Source organism: Pseudomonas mucoides, assembly GCF_015461845.1.
GTDB lineage: Bacteria > Pseudomonadota > Gammaproteobacteria > Pseudomonadales > Pseudomonadaceae > Aquipseudomonas > Aquipseudomonas mucoides.
Genome location: NZ_JACOPW010000001.1, coordinates 879651 through 901598, shown reverse-complemented (window position 1 = coordinate 901598; position 21948 = coordinate 879651). Strand labels below are relative to the sequence as shown.

16 protein-coding genes are annotated in these 21948 nt (G+C 58.8%); 10 read left to right on the top strand and 6 right to left on the bottom strand.

Going from position 1 to position 21948, the window contains the following annotated elements; all coding sequences use genetic code 11:
- The first annotated feature begins 233 nt into the window (after positions 1-233).
- From fadB to H8F22_RS04290, 6 genes are all read left to right on the top strand, one after another.
- Entirely contained in the window at positions 234-2381 is a 2148-nt protein-coding gene (gene fadB / locus H8F22_RS04315) for a fatty acid oxidation complex subunit alpha FadB (RefSeq protein ID WP_027921690.1), read from the top strand.
- Between the two features lie 32 nt (positions 2382-2413).
- Positions 2414-3589, top strand: a complete 1176-nt coding sequence (gene fadA, locus H8F22_RS04310; protein WP_008007076.1) for an acetyl-CoA C-acyltransferase FadA — start codon at positions 2414-2416, stop codon at positions 3587-3589.
- A gap of 99 nt (positions 3590-3688) precedes the next feature.
- Complete coding sequence (locus H8F22_RS04305; protein ID WP_027921689.1) at positions 3689-3919, top strand: DUF1653 domain-containing protein; 231 nt, start codon at positions 3689-3691, stop codon at positions 3917-3919.
- A gap of 120 nt (positions 3920-4039) precedes the next feature.
- On the top strand, positions 4040-6667 hold the full coding sequence (gene topA / locus H8F22_RS04300) for a type I DNA topoisomerase (RefSeq protein ID WP_027921688.1): 2628 nt from the start codon (positions 4040-4042) through the stop codon (positions 6665-6667).
- A 141-nt stretch (positions 6668-6808) separates the two neighbouring features.
- Positions 6809-7333 (top strand): DUF6586 family protein, encoded by a 525-nt coding sequence (locus H8F22_RS04295; RefSeq protein ID WP_194939784.1) that lies wholly within the window; start codon positions 6809-6811, stop codon positions 7331-7333.
- Positions 7334-7485: 152 nt separating this feature from the next.
- On the top strand, positions 7486-7719 hold the full coding sequence (locus H8F22_RS04290; protein ID WP_027921686.1) for a hypothetical protein: 234 nt from the start codon (positions 7486-7488) through the stop codon (positions 7717-7719).
- Between the two features lie 93 nt (positions 7720-7812).
- On the opposite strand, the gene sulA is transcribed toward H8F22_RS04290, so the two are convergent.
- Together sulA and lexA are read right to left on the bottom strand one after the other, a co-directional pair.
- The gene (sulA, locus tag H8F22_RS04285) at positions 7813-8286 is read right to left on the bottom strand and encodes an SOS-induced cell division inhibitor SulA (RefSeq protein WP_027921685.1); all 474 of its coding nucleotides are present in this window, start codon (positions 8284-8286) and stop codon (positions 7813-7815) included.
- Between the two features lie 10 nt (positions 8287-8296).
- Positions 8297-8905, bottom strand: coding sequence for a transcriptional repressor LexA (gene lexA, locus H8F22_RS04280; RefSeq protein ID WP_007944149.1), 609 nt, complete (start codon positions 8903-8905; stop codon positions 8297-8299).
- 229 nt (positions 8906-9134) lie between these two features.
- Here lexA and H8F22_RS04275 point away from each other — a divergent pair, with 229 nt between their 5' ends.
- The 3 genes from H8F22_RS04275 to H8F22_RS04265 all read left to right on the top strand — a co-directional run bounded on the left by H8F22_RS04275 (position 9135) and on the right by H8F22_RS04265 (position 11761).
- Positions 9135-9842: a TetR/AcrR family transcriptional regulator gene (locus H8F22_RS04275; RefSeq protein WP_059181302.1), complete on the top strand. Its 708-nt coding sequence runs from the start codon at positions 9135-9137 to the stop codon at positions 9840-9842.
- 170 nt (positions 9843-10012) lie between these two features.
- Positions 10013-11011: a beta-N-acetylhexosaminidase gene (nagZ, locus tag H8F22_RS04270; protein ID WP_172825946.1), complete on the top strand. Its 999-nt coding sequence runs from the start codon at positions 10013-10015 to the stop codon at positions 11009-11011.
- A gap of 12 nt (positions 11012-11023) precedes the next feature.
- Positions 11024-11761: an S-methyl-5'-thioinosine phosphorylase gene (locus tag H8F22_RS04265; RefSeq protein ID WP_027921682.1), complete on the top strand. Its 738-nt coding sequence runs from the start codon at positions 11024-11026 to the stop codon at positions 11759-11761.
- Between the two features lie 116 nt (positions 11762-11877).
- Here the strand turns inward: H8F22_RS04265 and H8F22_RS04260 are convergent, their stop codons facing one another.
- The 3 genes from H8F22_RS04260 to mfd are packed head-to-tail and all read right to left on the bottom strand — an operon-like array spanning position 11878 to position 18609.
- On the bottom strand, positions 11878-14571 hold the full coding sequence (locus tag H8F22_RS04260; RefSeq protein ID WP_027921681.1) for a DEAD/DEAH box helicase: 2694 nt from the start codon (positions 14569-14571) through the stop codon (positions 11878-11880).
- 11 nt (positions 14572-14582) lie between these two features.
- On the bottom strand, positions 14583-15149 hold the full coding sequence (locus H8F22_RS04255) for a CsiV family protein (RefSeq protein ID WP_059181301.1): 567 nt from the start codon (positions 15147-15149) through the stop codon (positions 14583-14585).
- 10 nt (positions 15150-15159) lie between these two features.
- Positions 15160-18609: a transcription-repair coupling factor gene (gene mfd, locus H8F22_RS04250; protein ID WP_027921679.1), complete on the bottom strand. Its 3450-nt coding sequence runs from the start codon at positions 18607-18609 to the stop codon at positions 15160-15162.
- 363 nt (positions 18610-18972) lie between these two features.
- Between mfd and H8F22_RS04245 the strand changes: the two genes are divergently transcribed.
- Positions 18973-20436, top strand: a complete 1464-nt coding sequence (locus H8F22_RS04245; RefSeq protein ID WP_027921678.1) for a glyceraldehyde-3-phosphate dehydrogenase — start codon at positions 18973-18975, stop codon at positions 20434-20436.
- Between the two features lie 160 nt (positions 20437-20596).
- Here the strand turns inward: H8F22_RS04245 and tcuC are convergent, their stop codons facing one another.
- Complete coding sequence (gene tcuC / locus H8F22_RS04240) at positions 20597-21895, bottom strand: MFS transporter (protein ID WP_059181300.1); 1299 nt, start codon at positions 21893-21895, stop codon at positions 20597-20599.
- Positions 21896-21948 lie beyond the last annotated feature (53 nt).

The window sequence follows — 21948 nt, the reverse complement described above, 5'->3', positions numbered from 1 at the left end:
CCCGTATTTTGGGCGATTGACAATTGTCGGAAATTCCGTGAAGGTGGCGTACCCAAATCAAACGGGCGTATGAATTGAGCGTTTGTATTTCAGATCGCTCCTACAGAATCCCGACTATCGCGTTGGAGGGTGTGCCGGGTGGATTGGCGTAGCATTGACGTTTAACGTCCTGCCGAGCCATTCGCCTGCGTCCGACGTGTACTGTTCAGCTTCCATATCGTGGAGATCAGTTGATGATTTACGAAGGTAAAGCCATCACGGTTAAGGCTCTTGAAAGTGGCATCGTCGAATTGAAATTCGACCTCAAGGGTGAGTCCGTCAACAAGTTCAACCGTCTAACCCTGAACGAACTGCGTCAGGCTGTGGACACCATCAAGGCAGATGCTTCGATCAAGGGCGTGATCGTCAGCAGTGGCAAGGACGTGTTCATCGTCGGCGCCGACATCACCGAATTTGTCGAAAATTTCAAGCTGCCTGATGCCGAGCTGGTTGCTGGCAATCTGGAAGCCAACAAGATTTTCAGCGATTTCGAAGACCTCAACGTCCCGACTGTCGCCGCGATCAACGGTATCGCCCTGGGTGGCGGTCTGGAGATGTGCCTGGCGGCGGACTACCGCGTCATGTCCACCAAGGCCAAGATCGGTCTGCCGGAAGTCAAGCTGGGCATCTACCCGGGCTTCGGCGGCACTGTGCGTCTGCCGCGCCTGATCGGTGCCGACAACGCCATCGAGTGGATTGCTGCAGGCAAAGAAAACCGTCCTGAAGACGCGCTGAAAGTCGGCGCAGTGGACGCAGTGGTTGCCCCTGAGAAACTGCAGGAAGCGGCCCTGGAACTGATCAAACGCGCCATCTCCGGCGAGTTTGACTACAAGGCCAAGCGTCAACCGAAGCTGGAAAAGCTGAAGCTGAACGCAATCGAACAAATGATGGCTTTCGAAACCGCCAAAGGTTTCGTAGCCGGTCAGGCTGGCCCGAACTACCCGGCACCGGTTGAGGCGATCAAGACCATCCAGAAAGCCGCGAACTTCGGTCGCGACAAAGCGCTGGAAGTTGAAGCCGCCGGTTTCGTCAAACTGGCCAAGACCTCTGCCGCGCAGAGCTTGATCGGTCTGTTCCTGAACGATCAGGAACTGAAGAAAAAAGCCAAGGCCTACGACGAAATCGCCAAAGACGTGAAGCAGGCTGCCGTATTGGGCGCCGGCATCATGGGTGGCGGTATCGCTTATCAGTCGGCCTCCAAAGGGACGCCGATCCTGATGAAGGACATCAATGAGCACGGCATCGAGCAAGGCCTGGCTGAAGCCGCCAAGCTGCTGGTCGGCCGCGTTGATAAAGGTCGCATGACCGCCGCAAAAATGGCTGAAGTGCTCAACGGCATTCGTCCGACCCTGTCCTACGGTGATTTCGGTCACGTGGACCTGGTGGTTGAAGCGGTCGTCGAAAATCCTAAGGTCAAGCAAGCCGTACTGGCTGAAGTCGAAGACAAGGTCAAAGAGGACACCATCCTCGCGTCCAACACCTCGACCATTTCCATCACCTTGCTGGCAAAAGCCCTCAAGCGTCCGGAAAACTTCGTCGGCATGCACTTCTTCAACCCTGTGCACATGATGCCGCTGGTTGAAGTGATCCGTGGCGAGAAGTCCAGCGAGCTGGCTGTTGCCACCACCGTTGCCTACGCCAAGAAAATGGGCAAGAACCCGATCGTCGTTAACGACTGCCCGGGCTTCCTGGTCAACCGTGTACTGTTCCCGTACTTCGGCGGTTTCGCCAAACTGGTCAGCGCCGGTGTGGACTTCGTCCGTATTGACAAGGTCATGGAAAAATTCGGCTGGCCAATGGGCCCGGCGTACCTGATGGACGTGGTCGGCATCGACACCGGTCACCACGGTCGTGACGTAATGGCTGAGGGCTTCCCGGACCGCATGAAAGACGACCGCCGTACCGCGATCGACGTGCTCTACGAAGCCAAACGCCTGGGCCAGAAGAACGGCAAGGGCTTCTACGCCTACGAGACTGACAAGCGCGGCAAGCAGAAGAAAGTCGCCGACCCATCGGTGCTGGAAGTGCTCAAGCCGATCGTTTACGAGCAGCGCGAAGTCACTGACGAAGACATCATCAACTGGATGATGATCCCGCTGTGCCTGGAAACCGTGCGTTGCCTGGAAGACGGCATCGTCGAAACCGCTGCCGAAGCCGACATGGGTCTGGTCTACGGTATTGGTTTCCCTCCATTCCGTGGCGGTGCGCTGCGCTACATCGATTCGATCGGTGTTGCCGAGTTCGTTGCCCTGGCTGACCAGTACGCTGATTTGGGCGCGCTGTACCACCCGACCGCAAAACTGCGTGAAATGGCCAAAACCGGCCAACGGTTCTTCGGTTAAGCGTCCCAACACTTGAGCGAGAGTGAAATTTTATGAGCTTGAATCCAAGAGACGTCGTGATTGTCGACTTCGGTCGTACTCCGATGGGCCGCTCCAAGGGCGGCATGCACCGCAACACCCGCGCCGAAGACATGTCGGCGCACCTGATCAGCAAATTGCTGGAACGCAACGTCAAGGTTGACCCGAGCGAAGTCGAAGACGTGATCTGGGGCTGCGTAAACCAGACCCTGGAACAGGGCTGGAACATCGCGCGCATGGCGTCCCTGATGACTCAGATCCCGCACACTGCTGCCGGTCAGACCGTCAGCCGCCTGTGTGGCTCGTCGATGAGCGCGCTGCACACTGCTGCGCAAGCGATCATGACCGGCAACGGTGACGTGTTCGTCGTCGGCGGCGTCGAGCATATGGGCCACGTGAGCATGATGCACGGTGTCGATCCGAACCCGCACATGTCTCTGTACGCGGCGAAAGCCTCGGGCATGATGGGCCTGACCGCTGAAATGCTGGGCAAAATGCACGGCATCACTCGCGAACAACAGGACGCTTTCGGCGTGCGCTCCCACCAGCTCGCCCACAAGGCGACCCTGGAAGGCAAGTTCAAAGACGAAATCATCCCGATGCAGGGCTACGACGAGAACGGTTTCCTGAAACTGTTCGATTACGACGAAACCATTCGTCCGGAAACCACCCTGGAAAGCCTGGCGGCTCTGAAGCCAGCGTTCAATCCGAAGGGCGGCACCGTGACTGCAGGTACTTCGTCGCAAATCACCGACGGTGCCTCGTGCATGATCGTGATGTCGGCGCAGCGTGCTCAGGACCTGGGCATCCAGCCTATGGCCGTGATTCGTTCGATGGCAGTGGCAGGTGTGGATCCGGCAATCATGGGCTATGGTCCAGTACCGGCTACACAAAAAGCACTGAAGCGCGCGGGACTTGGCATTAACGATATCGACTTCTTCGAGCTCAACGAAGCTTTCGCCGCACAGGCCCTGCCAGTGCTGAAAGATCTGAAAGTGCTCGACAAGATGAACGAGAAGGTTAACCTGCACGGCGGCGCAATCGCCCTGGGTCACCCGTTCGGTTGCTCCGGTGCACGTATCTCCGGCACGCTGTTGAACGTGATGAAGCAAAATGGCGGCACCTTCGGGGTGGCTACCATGTGCATTGGTCTCGGCCAAGGCATCTCCACCGTCTTCGAACGCGTTTAAGCGATCCGTTGACGGAAGCCGGGGCCAAGTGCCCCGGTTTTTGTTTTTCTGAAATTATTTTTGTTTTTATTTTGAAAAGATTTGAGTGAGGGCCAAACCATGCCGATACAACCTGGGCTCTACCAACATTACAAAGGTCCGCAGTACCGCGTATTCAGTGTCGCGCGGCATTCGGAAACCGAAGAAGAAGTGGTCTTCTACCAAGCCCTGTATGGCGATTACGGCTTTTGGGTGCGTCCCTTGAGCATGTTCCTGGAGTCGGTCGAAGTTGACGGCGAACAGGTGCCACGCTTTGCTTTGGTGCAAGCCGAACCGAGCCTTTTTTCGTAGCCATAAGTTGAGTGCGCGCAAAACCCTGCGCTTGACCTCACCTTGTAGCCACTATATATAGCGGTGCCGCGTCAGGCGCCAACCGCCTTTCACTTCTAGAATTCAGGAATTTTCTGATCCATGGGCAAATCGCTGGTCATTGTGGAATCCCCGGCTAAGGCCAAGACCATCAACAAGTATCTGGGTAACCAATACGTGGTGAAGTCGAGTATCGGCCATATCCGAGACCTGCCCACCAGCGGTTCGGCTAGCGCCAGCAAAGAGCCAGCCGCCAAGCGCGGCAAGGCTGCCGCGGGTGAAGGTCCGGTGCTCACGCCGAAAGAGAAAGCGCGCAAGCAGCTGGTCTCGCGCATGGGTGTCGATCCCGATCATGGCTGGAAAGCCAAGTACGAGATCCTCCCGGGCAAGGAAAAAGTCATCGAAGAGCTGCGCCGGCTCGCCAAAGATGCTGACACCATCTATCTCGCAACCGACTTGGACCGCGAGGGGGAAGCCATTGCCTGGCACCTGCGCGAAGCCATCGGTGGTGACGACAGCCGCTACAAGCGCGTGGTGTTCAACGAAATCACCAAGAAGGCGATTCAGGAAGCCTTCTCCAAGCCGGGCGAGCTGGACATTGACCGTGTAAATGCCCAGCAGGCGCGTCGTTTCCTCGACCGCGTGGTGGGTTACATGGTTTCGCCTCTGCTGTGGGCCAAGATCGCCCGTGGCCTGTCCGCCGGTCGCGTGCAGTCGGTTGCGGTAAAACTGGTGGTTGAGCGCGAACGCGAAATCCGCGCGTTCAATCCGGAAGAATACTGGGAGGTCCACGCTGACCTCGGCACCGCCAAAGGCGCAACTGTGCGCTTTGACGTGGCGCGCGAGAAAGGCGAGGCCTTCAAGCCGCTTAACGAAGCCCAGGCCATGGCTGCACTGGAAAAGCTCAAAGCTTCCAGCTACAGCATCGCCAAGCGCGAAGACAAACCGACCAGCAGCAAGCCGTCGGCTCCGTTCATCACGTCCACCCTGCAACAGGCAGCGAGCAACCGCCTGGGCTTCGGCGTGAAGAAAACCATGATGATGGCCCAGCGTCTGTACGAAGCCGGCTACATCACTTACATGCGTACCGACTCCACCAACCTCTCGGCCGATGCCGTGACGATGGCGCGCACTTATATCGAAGGCGAATTCGGCAAGAAGTACCTGCCGGAAACCCCGAACGTCTACAGTAGCAAGGAAGGCGCACAAGAGGCTCACGAAGCGATTCGTCCCTCCGACGCCAACACCGAGCCAAGCAAGCTGTCGGGCATGGAGCGTGATGCAGAGCGGCTCTACGAGCTGATCTGGCGCCAGTTCCTCGCCTGCCAGATGCTGCCGGCGCAATACCTGTCGACCACCGTCACCGTGGGTGCCGGCGATTTCGAGCTGCGTGCCAAGGGCCGCATCCTCAAGTTCGACGGTTACACCCGTGTGATGCCGCAAATTGCCAAGCCGGGCGATGACGACGTGCTGCCAGACATGGCTCAGGGCGACGCGATGAAGCTGATCAAGCTTGATCCGACCCAGCACTTCACCAAGCCGCCTGCACGTTACTCGGAAGCAAGCCTGGTTAAAGAAATGGAAAAACGCGGCATCGGTCGTCCTTCGACCTACGCGGCGATCATTTCGACCATCCAGGACCGCGGCTACGTCGCGCTGCACAACCGTCGTTTCTATTCGGAAAAGATGGGTGACATCGTCACCGAGCGTCTGTCCGAGAGCTTCTCCAACCTCATGGACTACGGCTTCACCGCCGGCATGGAAGAGAACCTCGATGACGTGGCCCAGGGTGAACGTGACTGGAAAAACGTGCTGGACGAGTTCTACGGTGACTTCAAGAAAAAACTCGAAGTAGCCGAAAGCGCCGAAAACGGCATGCGTGCCAACCAGCCGGTCATGACCGACATTCCGTGCCTGACCTGCGGCCGTCCAATGCAGATTCGTACGGCGTCGACTGGCGTGTTCCTCGGCTGCTCGGGTTACAGCCTGCCGCCGAAAGAACGCTGCAAGGCCACCGTCAACCTGGTGCCGGGTGATGAAATTGCCGCGGACGACGAGGGTGAATCGGAATCCCTGGTGCTGCGTGGCAAGCATCGCTGCCCGATCTGCAGCACGGCGATGGACGCTTACCTGCTCGATGAGAAGCGCAAGCTGCACATCTGCGGTAACAACCCGGATTGCTCGGGTTACGAAATCGAAGAGGGCACCTATCGCATCAAAGGCTATGAAGGTCCGAGCCTGGAATGTGACAAGTGCGGCAGCGAGATGCAGCTCAAGACCGGCCGGTTCGGCAAGTTCTTCGGTTGCACCAACCCGACTTGCAAGAACACCCGCAAGCTGCTGAAGAGCGGTGACGCGGCGCCGCCGAAGATGGACCCGGTGAAGATGCCTGAGCTGAAATGCGAGAAGGTCAACGACACCTATATCCTGCGCGACGGGGCTTCCGGCCTGTTCCTGGCGGCCAGCCAATTCCCGAAAAACCGCGAGACTCGTGCTCCGCTGGTCATGGAAATTGTGCCGCACAAGGATGAGATCGATCCGAAGTACCACTTCCTCTGTGAAGCGCCGAAGAAAGATCCGGACGGTCTCCCTTCCGTGATCCGTTACAGCCGCAAGACCAAAGAGCAGTATGTGCAGACAGAAGTCGACGGTAAGCCGACTGGCTGGAAGGCGTACTACGACGGCGGCAAGTGGACGGTTGAAGACAAGCGTCCGGCAGCCAAGGCTTAAATAGAGCAGTACACAAAAGGCCGCATGACAACCCTCGGGTTTTCATGCGGCCTTTTTGTTTTGTGCTTGCGGTCGCCGCGGGTGATCCACGACACTGTCTGACCTGCGTGAAGCAATTATTTCGTTGTGGAGGCTGCCGTCATGGCCCACGAACTTTATACCCGTACCAATCAGAAGATTTATTTCGCCGGCCTGTCGCTGGAAGCGCTCACCAAGGCAGAAGAGGGGCGGGCAATGAACTCGCTGGCGCTGATCCAGGCGGGGCGCGAATCGGCGTTGTTTCACCTGTACGGTGCCTTGCTGGGGCTGTGCCATGAAATCGCCGGGTTCTATCGCTTGCCACAGGCCAATGCGCCTCGGGCTGAGTTGTTGCTGACTCGCGAAGTCCTCGAAGCCATCGCGATTCCTGAAATGGCGGAGATGGTCGAGCTCGCGCAAAACCCTGAAACCTGGTTGGCCAAATTGCTGGCGGCCCATGCGGCGTTGTTTCAACCGCCGCGCGCGCCGCACAAGCCTAAAGGCGACGTGACTCAGCCGCTGATCCTGGCCGTTAACCTGGATGCAGAAGAGGCGCCTGAAGAATTGAGCCGGGAAGAGCTGGAAAGCTGGCGTCAGAACCTGAAAGGTCTGGCGATCCGGTTTCGCGAAGGATTGAACGAGTGCTGAAGGATTAAGCGTAAAGACGGATGCCCCGACAGGGTGTCCGCTCAGGGATGAGTGCAAAAAGATATTTCATTGCCATGACATCTGGTCAACTTGCTGAGCGAAGCCTGACCGATGCCTATATAATCCCCGCCTTTCGTGGAGAACAGACCTTTATGCCAACGTCCTTTCTAGAAATTGTCGAGTTACCAGACGGCCGTATCGAGCTGCGCAGGGCCGAGGACGAGGGTTCTCTGGTTACTTTGGATTTCTCCGAGGATGCCAAGGCGTTCCTGCAAGGCCAGTACGTGGAAGTCGCCAAGGCGATGTTGAGCGTCGGCGTTCAGATGGCGGGACGCCTGGTTGAAGGCGAATTTGAAAAGGATCAGGGAACTCGCGTCCTTCATTGATCCCGCCCGTCGGTTTTTACGGGTACCGCTACAGGTCGGCTTCTCTATCCTTGGAGAAGCCTTGCGCAGATCAAGGTGCGCATTGTTTCTCTGTTAACCCAATCGAATGTTCAAGCTCTGTGCGTCCCCGGTCCGGGCGGCGCTGATCAACTGTTGCCGTGATGTTGTGTTCAATGGGTTGAGCCAGCTGACCACTGTGTGGCTGCGGCCCAGGCGCAAGGCTTCGCAGGTCAACTGCTGAGCGCTTTGGGTACCGCGAGGTTGCAGCAGCAGAATGCGTTCGCGATTGAGGCCGGCGTCCCGCAGCCAGGCCTGGGTCAGGCTCGCTGGTGGGGCAATCAGTGTCAGCCAGCGTGCGTCCTGGTCTTGGCTCAATTCCCTGAGAATCGGTGCCAGAAGGTTCAGGCAGTTTCCCGCTGCACCACGTAGCGACAGCTCACTGAAGACTTCGGGCTCAGCGCTCCACGGCGACTCGACCACGTCTTTCAGGATCGGCGCCAGGGGTTGCGCCATGAATGCCTCGAACAGTGGCAGTTGGGCTTGCTGTGATGTGTGTGGGAACTGCATAAAGCCTCCTTTAGCGGCGAATCACGCCGACACTCAAGCCTTCAATCACCAGTTCCTGATCTTTCAGGTTCACTTCGATAGGGGCAAATTCAGGGTTTTCGGCAATCAACCAGACCTTGCTGCCATCACGCTTGAAGCGCTTGACCGTCACTTCATCGCCGATACGTGCGACCACGATCTGGCCGTTACGGGCTTCACGCGTGGTGTGTACGGCCAGCAGGTCGCCGTCGAAAATACCGACATCCTTCATGCTCATGCCATGAACGCGCAGTAAATAGTCGGCGCGCGGATGGAAGAAAGCAGGGTTGATGTTGCAGGACTCTTCGATGTGCTGCTGGGCCAGAATGGGAGCGCCGGCAGCCACTCGACCAATGATCGGCAGGGTGGATTCATCAGCCTTGGCTTCGAAACCTGGAATACGAATGCCACGGGAAGCGCCCGGGGTCATCTCGATGGCGCCTTTGCGGGCCAGTGCCTTAAGGTGTTCTTCCGCTGCGTTGGGTGATTTGAAGCCCAGTTCCTGAGCGATTTCCGCGCGAGTCGGCGGGTAGCCGTTGTCTTCGAGGCAGCGTTTGATGAAGGCCAGAATCTCTGCTTGGCGTGGCGTCAGCTTTAGCATTTTGGTCGCTCTGTCTTTTTATACAGTGACTGGGATTATATACAGTGGAAGCGTCTTGGCAATGCCCCTTTTTTTATCGACCGCCGGACGGTCGAGCGACCCGCTGATTGAAGCTTTGCCGTTGTATGGTTAAATAGCTGACCGACCATTCCCAAAACGAACGGCCAAGCTTGACAATACACAGGCTGAAACGTATGTTTCAAACAAGTGTTTGTCAGGCGGAGTAGCCATGGCCCAGTCGGAAACCGTTGAACGCATTCTTGATGCTGCCGAGCAGTTGTTCGCGGAAAAAGGTTTCGCTGAAACCTCATTGCGTCTGATCACCAGCAAGGCCGGTGTCAATCTGGCGGCGGTGAACTATCACTTCGGCTCCAAGAAGGCGCTGATCCAGGCGGTCTTTTCGCGCTTCCTCGGACCGTTCTGCCTGAGCCTTGATAAAGAGCTGGAGCGGCGTCAGGCCAAGCCTGAAAACAAGCCGACCCTCGAAGAACTGCTGGAAATCCTCGTCGAGCAAGCCCTGGTGGTACAGCCACGCAGCGGCAACGATCTCTCTATCTTCATGCGTCTGTTGGGTCTGGCATTCAGTCAGAGCCAAGGCCACTTGCGCCGTTACCTGGAAGACATGTACGGCAAGGTGTTCCGCCGCTACATGATGCTGGTCAACGAAGCCGCGCCGCGCATTCCGCCGATCGAACTGTTCTGGCGCGTGCACTTCATGCTCGGCGCTGCGGCGTTCAGCATGTCGGGGATCAAGGCCTTGCGCGCGATTGCCGAGACCGATTTCGGCGTCAACACCTCCATTGAGCAAGTGATGCGCCTGATGGTGCCGTTCCTGGCCGCAGGCATGCGTGCGGAAACCGGCGTGACCGACACCGCCATGGCCACCGCTCAGCTGCGTCCACGTAGCAAATCAGTCCCGGCTGGCGCCAAGGTTTAACCGCACACGGGTGGGCGCGGCAGCTGACATCCGCTAAGCTAGCCGCCCATGCCGACTCTCGTTCTGAACCCGTTCCCCATTCGTATCGCCGACCTGCCGGGCATCGCCCATGGCGGCGAATACGTGCGGGCCGGGTTTCTCGTTATCAAGGAATCTCTATGACTGCTGGCCTGCAAGGCTCGTTGATGGTGGACGTCGCCGGTACCTGGCTGACGGCTGAAGATCGCCAATTGTTGCGCCAGCCCGAAGTGGGCGGCCTGATCATTTTCGCTCGTAACATCGAAACTCCGCGCCAGGTGCGCGAGTTGAGCGCCGCGATTCGTGCCATTCGTCCCGATCTGTTGCTGGCGGTGGATCAGGAGGGCGGCCGCGTTCAGCGTTTGCGCCAAGGTTTCGTGCGCCTGCCAGCCATGCGTGCCATCGCCGACAATCCGAACGCTGAATACCTGGCCGAGCAATGTGGCTGGATCATGGCCACCGAAGTGCTGGCCGTCGGCCTCGACCTGAGTTTTGCCCCGGTGCTGGATCTGGATTATCAACGCAGTGCCGTCGTCGGCACCCGTTCATTTGAAGGTGATCCCGAGCGCGCAGCACTTTTGGCCGGCGCATTCATCCGCGGCATGAACAGCGCCGGCATGGCGGCCACCGGCAAGCATTTTCCCGGTCATGGCTGGGCCGAAGCTGATTCCCACGTCGCCATTCCGAATGATGAGCGCAGCCTCGACGAGATTCGCGCCAATGACCTGGTGCCGTTCGCCAAACTGAGCAAGCAATTGGCCGCTGTCATGCCGGCTCACGTGATTTATCCACAAGTCGACTCCCAGCCTGCCGGCTTCTCCCGGCGCTGGTTGCAGGACATCCTGCGCGGCGAGTTGCAATTCGATGGCGTGATCTTCAGCGACGACCTGTCGATGGCCGGCGCCCATGTGGTGGGCGATGCCGCCAGCCGTATCGAAGCTGCGTTAACCGCTGGCTGCGACATGGGCTTGGTTTGCAACGACCGCGCCGCTGCGGAATTGGCGCTGAGCGCTGCCCAGCGCCTGAAGGTCAAGCCGTCGGAGCGAATTGCGCGGATGCGCGGCCAGTCCTACGCCAATACCGAATACCGGCAGAACCCGCGCTGGCTGGCGGCTGTCGGTGCGCTCAAAGACGCTCAACTGATTGAATAAGGACTTTACGTTATGACGGTTTACGCGATTATCGGTGGCACCGGCCTGACTCAACTCGAAGGCCTGAGCATTCGTCAGTCACTGGCGGTGGACACTCCTTATGGTCCGCCTTCGGCCGAGGTTCATATCGGCGAATACGCCGGTAAGGAAGTGCTGTTCCTCGCGCGTCATGGTCATCCGCACCGTTTGCCGCCGCATCAGGTGAACTACCGCGCCAACCTCTGGGCATTGAAGCAGGCCGGCGCCGAAGCGATTCTCGCGGTCAACGCCGTGGGCGGCATTCATGCGGCGATGGGCACCGGGCATTTTTGCGTGCCGCATCAGCTGATCGACTATACCAGTGGCCGTGAACACACCTATTTCGCCGATGATCTGGAGCACGTCACCCACATCGACTTCAGCTATCCCTACAGCGAACCGTTGCGTCAGCAGTTGATCGCGGCGCTGGCGGCTGAAAGCGTGGGTTACAGCAGTCATGGCGTGTATGCCTGCACCCAGGGCCCTCGGCTGGAAACCGTTGCTGAAATCGCGCGACTTGAGCGTGATGGCTGCGACATTGTCGGTATGACCGGCATGCCGGAAGCGGCACTCGCGCGTGAGCTGGAACTGGATTACGCGTGCCTGGCGTTGGTGGTGAATCCGGCAGCAGGTAAGTCGACGGCGGTGATTACCATGGCCGAGATCGAGCAGGCGTTGCATGACGGGATGGGGAAGGTGAAGTCGACGTTGGCGCGGGTGTTGAAGGGGTAAGTCAGCCTTTACACCGAGTTGACTCCATCGCGGGCAAGCCGCGCTCCCACAGATTCAGTGATTTCCTGTGGGAGCGTGGCTTGCCCGCGATGGCTATGAAACCGGCAACGCAAATTTCAGCGCTTTTCGAGCTTATCCGGCAACGGCGCAAACAACGCTTCAATATCATCACTCTGCAACTTCCAGTCCCCGGTCTTGCGTCCATCCAGTACGCCAGCCGCCAGGTCGGATTTTTCTTTCTGCAGATGCTGAATCTTCTCTTCCACCGTGCCTCGGGCAATCATCTTGTAGACGAATACCGGTTTCTCCTGGCCGATACGATACGCCCGGTCAGTCGCCTGATTTTCCGTCGCCGGGTTCCACCACGGATCGTAGTGGATCACCGTATCCGCTTCGGTCAGGTTCAAGCCAACACCACCAGCCTTCAGGCTGATCAGAAAAATCTGACGCTTGCCGCTCTGAAAGTCCTTCACGGGTGCGCGTCGGTCGCGGGTTTGTCCCGTCAGCAGTGCATACTCGACGCCGCGTTTCTTCAGTTCGACTTCGATAAGCGCCAGCATCGACGTGAACTGCGAGAACAACAGAATCCGTCGACCTTCTTCAAACAATTCATCAAGCATTTCCATCAGGCTGTCGAGCTTGCCTGATGTGCTGCCACGCGTCGGCAGTACGGCATCGTTGACCAGGCGTAAATCACAGCACACCTGACGCAGTTTCAGCAGCGCCTCCAGAATGATGATCTGGCTGCGCGCCACCCCTTTGCGGGTGATCTCGTCGCGGACTTTCTTGTCCATCGCCAGGCGCATGGTTTCATACACATCGCGCTGGGCTTCGTTGAGTTCGACCCAGTGAATGATCTCGGTCTTCGGCGGTAATTCCGTCGCGACCTGTTCCTTGGTCCTACGCAAAAGGAACGGTTTGATCCGGCCATTGAGGTGCTGAAGTCTGACTTCACTGGCACGCTTTTCAATCGGCACCCGGTAATCGCGGTTGAAGCTTTTCACGTCGCCCAGCCAACCGGGCAGCAAGAAGTGGAACAGCGACCACAGCTCGCCGAGGTGGTTTTCCAGCGGTGTGCCGCTCAGGCACAAACGCTGGCGTGCGTTCAGCTCGCGGGCTGCCTGGGCCGCCTTGCTATTGGGGTTCTTGATGTACTGGGCTTCATCCAGCACCAGCACGTGCAACGGCTGCGCGGCCAGGCGTTCGACGTCCTTGGGCAGCAACGCATACGTGGTCAGGATCAGGTCGTAGTCAGCCAACTGGTCGAAATGCTTTTTGCGACTGGCACCGTACAGTGCCAGCACTTTGAGTTGCGGCGTGAAGTGCGCCGCTTCGTCGAGCCAGTTCGGGATCAGGCTGGTGGGCATCACCACCATGCAGGGCCGATCGAGGCGTCCAGCCGCTTTTTCAGTGAGAACATGCGCCAGGGTTTGTAGGGTTTTGCCCAGGCCCATGTCGTCCGCGAGAATCCCGCCGACTTCCAATTGCCGTAGCGACTGCATCCAGCTCAAACCTTCCAGCTGATAAGGACGCAACGTCGCGTTCAAACCTTCTGGTGCAGTGGCGGTGTAGTCCTTGATGTCGCGCAAGCGTTGGGCAAACGTTCGGATCTGTTCGCCGCCTTCCCAGAGCAGCGGCAAGTCTTCCAGCGGATTCAAGCGCGTGGCGTCCGCCTTGCTCAAACGTAGGGTGGTTTCGCCGGGCTCCTGCAGATAGAACTCGCCGAGCGTCGCCAACACTGGTTTCAAGCGGCCGAAGGGCAGGGCAACTTGCAGCGGACCGTGTTCGGAGTTCGGCCGATTGGGGATGTTCACCAGAATCAGCTCGTCGTCGCGACGTCGTGCGAGGCGCTCCGGGTTGAGGATTTCAGTGTGCGAGCGCATCAGATTCAACAGGATCGGCAGCAAACTCAGGCGCTCACCGTTAACAATGATCCCCAACTCCAGATCAAACCAGTCGCGCTCCGGTGCTTGCTCGACGGTGGCGTACCAGTCGTCCACAGCGGTCAGGTCGAAACCGAAATCCTCATCGATCTGCAACTCCCAGCCCTGAGTGCGCAGCTTCGGCAACTCGTTGAGCGTGAACGTCAGCCAGGCGCTGTCGTTGACCATCTCGTAGAGCTCACCGGCACTTTCCGGCAAGGCCTTGCTTTGCCGGGTGGCGATTTTGAAGCCGAGGATTCGCAGCTGTTCCCTGTAGGTTTGTTCCACATCCGGGTGGCGTTTTATCCGCAGCGTCTGGGTTTCCTGGCGGATCAGGATGTCAGTGTTCTTCTGCCCGGCAACGTACTCATCCAGATAGCTGAACGACAGGGCGGCGCGATGCTGAATGTAACGCTGCATTTTGCCGTTGCGTGGTTCGAAAGCACTGAACTCGACACTCGCCAGCCACAGGCGAGGCACCGGTTGCACGTTATCCACAAGCACTTGCGGAGGCGCTTTCGGTCCGCGGTTTTCCAGCACGGCCTGAAGTTTTTCCAGCAGGTCGGCGTCTTGGGCAGCTGCGGGGTAGGCCAGTGTTTCCTGGACTTTAAGCAACACCGCCGCGCAATGTTTGCAGTTGCTGTGAACCGGGCAGGTGCAGGTGGCATCGACCATCAGCAAGGTGGCTTTGGCTGACTCGCGCAGGCGAATGGTCTGACGGTACACATTACCGCCAGAGCCTTCGCACGCCGCAGTGATCGTGGCGTCTCCGACCTCGACGATCCTGACACGATTCTCCAGCGCGTAGCGGCGGCCACGCTCCAGGCTCTGTTCTTTGAATCGGCTGACCCAGGAAGGTGCCAGGGGTTTACTCAGGGTCGAGGGCATAGGGACTTCAATCAGTCCGGTATTTCATCGGGGACTGGCCGAGGCGCAGGGGCGGTGAGCGAGGTGATCTTGATCAGCAGGCCGAGGTGGCCGTTGTCGAGGAAGTTCAGCAGGCCGTTCTTGGTGTGGCTTTCTTGCTTGAGGCGTTCGCTGGCGGTGACCATACCATTGCCGTCGATCTGGTTGACCCAGAAGTCGGCATCAACGTCAGTGAAGCGCCCCAGTTTCAGGTTCAACGTGCCCTCGATCGGGAACTGACCATACTGATCCTTGCCATCGCTGATCGCCACTTTGCTGGCTTGTTCCCCGAGGGTTTGTTGCCAGGCTTTGTGCAGCAACACGGTGTAGTCAGCACTGGCCCTGAGTTTTTGCACTTCGTTATTCAGGTTCGGCGTACGCAAACTGTCCTTGCTGATGGGTTGCGCCCCGGCAGCCCAGTCTTCTGGCGCGGCGCGGCTGATGATAGCGGGTACGGCGTTTTGCCGGACCAGGATCATTTCAATCTGATACAGATCATCGGCAAACGCCGTGGGTGCGACCAGCGTTATCAGCAGGGTCAGTGAACGAAACAGGCGCATGCGGCGTCCTTCAAGCAGTTTTCGGGATAAGGAGCTCAAGCAGCGCCTCTACAGTATTAAAGCGTTCTTCCGAGCGCTCCATCGGCACCATGAATTTAAACATCGTGGCACCTTCGAATTTGTAGCGTTTGGGCTGGCCCTGAATCAGTTTGATCAGCGTCAGCGGGTCGACCGGTGTCTGTGCCGCGAACTCGATTCGGCCACCTTGCGGGCCGCCGTCGACTTTCTTGATGCCCAGCAATTCGGCCTGCAACTTCAGCGCCGTGATGCGCATCAGGTTCTTGGTCGGCTCCGGCAACAGGCCGAATCGGTCGATCATCTCGACTTGCAGGTCCTTGAGGCCTTCTTCGTCAGTGGCCGAAGCGATGCGTTTGTAGAGAATCAACCGAGCGTGAACGTCCGGCAGATAGTCTTCCGGAATCAACGCCGGTACGCGCAGATTGACTTCCGGGCCGCCGCCCAGCGGCTGATCGAGGTTCGGCTGCTCGCCTTTGCGGATCGACTTCACCGCGCGTTCGAGCATTTCCATGTACAGCGTAAAGCCAACCGCCTGGATCTGCCCGCTCTGACCATCGCCCAACAGCTCGCCAGCGCCACGGATTTCCAGGTCGTTGGTGGCAAGCACGAAACCTGCGCCAAGGTCCTGGGTGTTGGCGATCGCTTCCAGGCGCTTTTCCGCATCCGGAGTGATCTGCTGGCGTGGTGGTGTCAGCAGGTAAGCGTAAGCCTGGTGGTGACTGCGCCCGACACGGCCACGCAACTGGTGCAACTGCGCCAGGCCGAACTTGTCGGCGCGCTCGATGATGATGGTGTTGGCGCTCGGCACATCGATGCCGGTTTCGATGATGGTCGAGGCAATCAGCACGTTGAAGCGCTTGTGGTAGAAGTCGCTCATCACTTGTTCGAGTTCGCGTTCGCGCATCTGCCCATGGCCGATGCCGATCCGTGCTTCCGGCACCAGTTCGGCAAGGTCGGCGGCGCATTTCTCGATGGTCTTCACGTCGTTGTGCAGGTAATAAACCTGGCCGCCACGCAGCAGCTCGCGAAGCAGGGCCTCTTTGACCGTGCTCTTGTTCTGCTCCATGACGAAGGTCCGCACCGACAGGCGACGGGCCGGCGGGGTGGCGATGATCGACAGGTCGCGCATGCCCGACACGGCCATGTTCAGCGTGCGCGGAATCGGCGTGGCGGTCAGGGTCAGGATGTCGACTTCGCTGCGCAGGGCCTTGAGCTGTTCTTTCTGACGCACACCAAAGCGGTGTTCTTCGTCGATGATCACCAAGCCGAGGTTCTTGATCTTCACGTCATCTTGCAGCAATTTGTGCGTGCCGATCACGATGTCGATCTTGCCTTCGGCCAAGTCCGCGACCGCGGCGTTTACTTCCTTGGTCGACTTGAAGCGGCTCATCACTTCCACGGTCACCGGCCAATCGGCGAAGCGGTCGCGGAAGCTGTTGTAATGCTGTTGGGCGAGCAGGGTGGTCGGCACCAGAATCGCCACCTGCCGGCCGCCGTGCACCGCGATAAAGGCGGCGCGCATGGCCACTTCGGTCTTGCCGAAACCTACGTCGCCGCAGACCAGGCGATCCATCGGCTTCGGCGCGAGCATGTCGGCACGTACCGCTTCGATGGTGGTTTGCTGGTCGGGGGTTTCTTCGAACGGGAAGCCTGCGCTGAAGGTTGCGTAGTCGGCTTTCGGGTCTTCGAACGCATAACCTTCGCGGGCGGCGCGACGGGCATAAATGTCGAGCAACTCGGCGGCGACATCGCGCACTTGTTCGGCGGCTTTGCGCTTGGCTTTTTGCCAGGTTTCGGAGCCGAGACGGTGCAGTGGGGCCAAGGCATCATCGCTGCCGGTGTAGCGAGCGATCAGGTGCAGGTTGGCCACCGGCACGTACAACTTGGCGCCTTCGGCATATTGCAGCGTGAGGAATTCGGCGGCCTGATCGTCGATCTCCAGCGTGGCCAGACCGAGGTAGCGACCGACGCCGTGATCGATGTGCACCACTGGCGCGCCTTCGCGCAGCTCAGTGAGGTTCTTGATGACCGCATCGTTGTTGGCGTCGGCGCGTTTTTCGCGACGACGGCGCTGCATCACGCGCTGACCGAACAACGGACTTTCGGCCACTAACGCCAGGGCCGGATTGTCGAGCACCAGGCCTTCGTCGAGGGGGGCGATGGTGATTGCCAAGCGCTCTTTGCTCGCGACGAAGTCCGGCCAGCTGTCGACGGTTTTCGGCCGCAGTTTCAGGCGCTCGAGCAATTCCAGCAACACTTCGCGACGGCCCGCCGACTCGGCTGTGAACAGCACGCGTCCGGGGAATTCGTCAAGGAAACCCGCCAGCGCCGCCAATGGCTGAGTGGCCTTGGCTTCGATGGCCAGGTTCGGCAGTTCCCGCGCCGGGAAACGCTCGCGGCCGACACCGGGTTCCACGTCCTGTTGGCTGGCTACCACGCGGGGCCAGTTCTTCAGGCGGGCAAAGCAATCTTCCACCGGCAGGAACAACTCGGCCGGCGGTAATAAAGGACGGGACGGGTCGACGCGGCGCTCTTCGTAACGGTTGCGCACGTCGTTCCAGAAATTTTCCGCCGCTTGCTCGATGCCGGGCAGGGAAAACACTTGCGTGTCCTGTGGCAGGTAATCGAACAGCGTGGAGGTGTCGTCGAAAAACAGCGGCAGGTAGTACTCGATACCGGCCGGTGTGATCCCGCTGCTCAGGTCTTGAAAGATCGGGCAGCGGCGGAAGTCGACATCGAAGCGCTCACGGAAACGTGCCTTGAAGCGAGTGACCGCATCTTTTTGCAACGGGAATTCACGCGCAGGCAACAGGCGGACGGTGTCAACTTTATCGATGGAACGCTGGTTTTCCGGATCGAACGTGCGCAGCGTCTCGATTTCGTCATCGAACAGATCAATGCGGAACGGCAGTTTGCTGCCCATCGGAAACAGGTCGATCAGCGAGCCGCGCACCGTGAACTCGCCGTGCTCGTACACCGTGTCGACGTAGCGATAGCCGCTGGCTTCAAGCCGGGTGCGCATTTGCTCGACGTCGAGTTTCTGGCCGACGTCCAGCACCAGGCTGCTGCCGAGCAGGAACTTGGTCGGCGCCAGGCGATGCAGGGCCGTGGTGATGGGCACCACCAGCACGCCATGGCTCAGCTCCGGCAGTCTATAAAGGGCGGAGATGCGCTGGGAAATAATGTCCTGGTGCGGCGAAAACAGATCGTAGGGCAGGGTTTCCCAGTCCGGGAAATGCAGCACGGGCAAATCCGGGGCGAAGAAACTCAGCTCCTGTTCCAGCCGCTCGGCACTTTGGCTGTCGGCGGTCAGCAGTAGGGTAAAGCGCTTGGCAGCGCTGGCAGCCTCGGCGATGGCCAGGCTGAGGGCGGCACCGGGCAGGTTGCCCCAGTGCTGTTTACCTGCCGCGGCAGGGAGAAGCGGTAGACGCAGAACGGGCACGGAAGGTTGAGCTCCAAGCGTTGCGACAAAGTCGGTAATTGTAGCGGCCCCGGGTGCCGCCTGTCAGTTGCAGACTGTGTCTATTACGCAGGTTTGGCGAAATGTAGTGGTAAAGACAAAATCCGCCGGTTTTTTACTGATATTTGCCGATTATGTAGTGGCAAAACCAACCAGTGTTACGGAGGGTTACGGACAAGGTAGCGTTGTCTCCAAAAAATTGACTGCGCTGGAAGCCCCGGTTTTATTGGGCTTCGGCGCAGCGTGATTTTTTTGAACAAGAAAATGTTACGGATCGCACGACAAGCGCGCATTGCTACGGGAGGGAGTCGGCGGCATAATGTAGCCCCTTTTTTCTGCCCCTACATGTGGAAGGTTCCCGTGACTCAGAAGCCCGACCAGTGTCTTGGTGAATGGATCGACCGTGAAGCACTCGCAGAAGCGATGATTCCGCTTATCGGTCAGCTCTACCGCAATAACAACGTGGTGAGCTCGATCTATGGCCGCAGCCTGATCAACCGTTCAGTCATTGCGATTCTCAAAGCTCACCGCTTTGCCCGTCATCGTCAGTCCGATGACAGCGAATTGTCCGTCCACGAAACATTCCCGCTGCTCAAAGCGATGAGCGAGCTCAAGCTCGGCGCCGCTTCGGTAGACCTGGGCAAGCTTGCGGTCAAGTTCAAGGCCGAAGGCAAAGGTCGCACTGCCGAGCAGTTCGTCCGTGAAGAACTGGCTGACGTCGTTGGTCAGCAGAACGTTTCCGCTCGCAAAGGCACCGACGTTGTCCTGTACGGCTTCGGTCGTATCGGTCGTCTGCTGGCGCGTATCCTGATCGAGAAAACCGGTGGCGGCGACGGCCTGCGTCTGCGCGCCATCGTTGTCCGCAAGGGCGCCGAGAACGATCTGGTCAAGCGTGCAAGCCTGCTGCGTCGTGACTCGGTTCATGGTCCGTTCGACGGCACCATCACCATCGATGAAGCCAACAACACCATCACCGCCAACGGCAACCTGATCCAGGTTATCTACGCGAAGAACCCGACTGAAGTGGATTACACCCAGTACGGCATCAAAGACGCGCTGCTGGTGGACAACACCGGTGTATGGCGCGACGCCGAGGGCCTGGGTCAACACCTGGCTTGCCCGGGTATCGACCGCGTTGTTCTGACCGCGCCGGGTAAAGGCAAGCTGAAGAACATCGTTCACGGCATCAACCACGGTGATATCACTGCTGACGACAAGATCGTTTCCGCCGCTTCCTGCACCACCAACGCCATCGTGCCGGTGCTCAAAGCTGTGAACGACAAGTTCGGCATCGTAAATGGTCACGTTGAAACCGTTCACTCGTACACCAACGACCAGAACCTGATCGACAACTTCCACAAAGGCGATCGCCGTGGCCGTAGTGCCGCGCTGAACATGGTGATCACCGAGACCGGTGCTGCCACTGCTGCTGCCAAGGCACTGCCTGAGCTGGCCGGCAAGCTGACCGGTAACGCGATCCGCGTTCCGACGCCAAACGTGTCGATGGCCATTCTCAACCTGAACCTTGAGAAAGCCACCACTCGTGAAGAGATCAACGAGTACCTGCGCCAGATGGCCATGCACTCCGATCTGCATAAGCAAATTGACTACGTCAATTCGCAGGAAGTGGTGTCCACTGACTTCGTTGGCTCGCGCCACGCAGGCGTTGTGGATGCTGAAGCAACCATCACCCAAGACAACCGCGTTGTTCTGTACGTTTGGTACGACAACGAATTCGGTTACAGCTGCCAGGTCGTTCGCGTGATGGAAGACATGGCCGGTGTAAACCCGCCAGCGTTCCCGCGCTAAGCGTTAGCTACACATGAAAACGCCCCGACCTAGGTCGGGGCGTTTTTGTTTGTGCGTTGATCGCTCCCATGCTCTGCGTGGGAATGCCTCAATGGACGCTCCGCGTCCGCTTTTCGGCAAGGACGCGGAGCGTGGGAGCGATCTTGCTGGAGAGTGCAGATCAGGCGCCGCCGACTACGGCCGCTTTCGCCGTCCGCAGCTCATGCTTATTCCCCCGGAACAACACCAGCGTCGCGATCAACCCCAGCACCGCCGCACCACTGAGCCAGATCCCCGGCGCAGCCTTGTTGTCCAGCACATGAATCAGATACGTACACGCCGCCGGGGTAAACCCGCCGAACGTTGCAGTCGCCAGGCTGTAGGCCAAAGAGAACCCGGTCGTACGAACCTCGACCGGCATGATCTCGGTCAGCGCCACCACCATGGCGCCGTTGTACGAGCCATACAGGAACGACAGCCACAACTCGACAATCAGCAAATGGCTGAAGCTCGGGTTTGCCACCAGCCACGACAGGGCCGGGTAAGCGGTGAGGATTGCCAGAATCGTCGCCGCCAACAGCAGGGGTTTGCGCCCGATCCTGTCGGACACGGTACCCATCACCGGCAGCCAGAAGAAGTTCGACAGGCCGATACACACCGTCACCAGCAGCGCATCCAGGTCCGACAGATGCAGTTCGGCTTTACCGAAAGTCGGGGTGTAAGCGGTGATCAGGTAGAACGACACCGTGGTCATTACCACCAGCGCCATGCCGGCGATAACAATGCCGAAGTTCTGACTGATCGAGCGGATGATGTCCCGCAGGGTAGGGCGGTGTTTACGCGCCTGGAACTCCGGCGTTTCTTCCAGCGAACGTCGAATCACGAAGATCACTGGCACGATCATGCAGCCGATCAGGAACGGCACGCGCCAGCCCCAGTCACCCATTTGTTCCGGGCTGAGCCAGTGGTTCAAACCGACGCCCAGCAGGCCGGCGAACACCACCGCGGCTTGCTGGCTGGCGGACTGCCAACTGACGAAAAAGCCCTTGCGACCCGGCGTCGAAATCTCGGCGAGGTACACCGACACGCCGCCCAATTCCACGCCGGCCGAGAAGCCTTGCAGCAGTCGACCGAACAAAACGATCAGTGGCGCCGCGACGCCCAGCGTGGCGTAACCCGGCACGCAGGCAATCAGTACCGTGCCAGCGGCCATCATGGCCAGGGTGATGATCAAGCCTTTGCGACGACCATGACGGTCGATGTAGGCGCCGAGGAAAATGGCCCCCAGCGGACGCATTAGGAAGCCTGCTCCGAACGTGGCCAGTGACAACATCAGGGAGGCGAAGGCGCTGTCGGCAGGGAAGAAGGTTTTAGCGATGGCCGTGGCGTAAAAGCCGTAGACCATAAAGTCGAACATCTCCAGGAAGTTTCCGCTGACGACGCGAAAAATTGCTTTGCCTTTGCTCGTATTGGAAGACATCTCTAGGTACTCACGCTGGATCTTGTTTGAAAACGCTGCACCTGTGTGTGGCG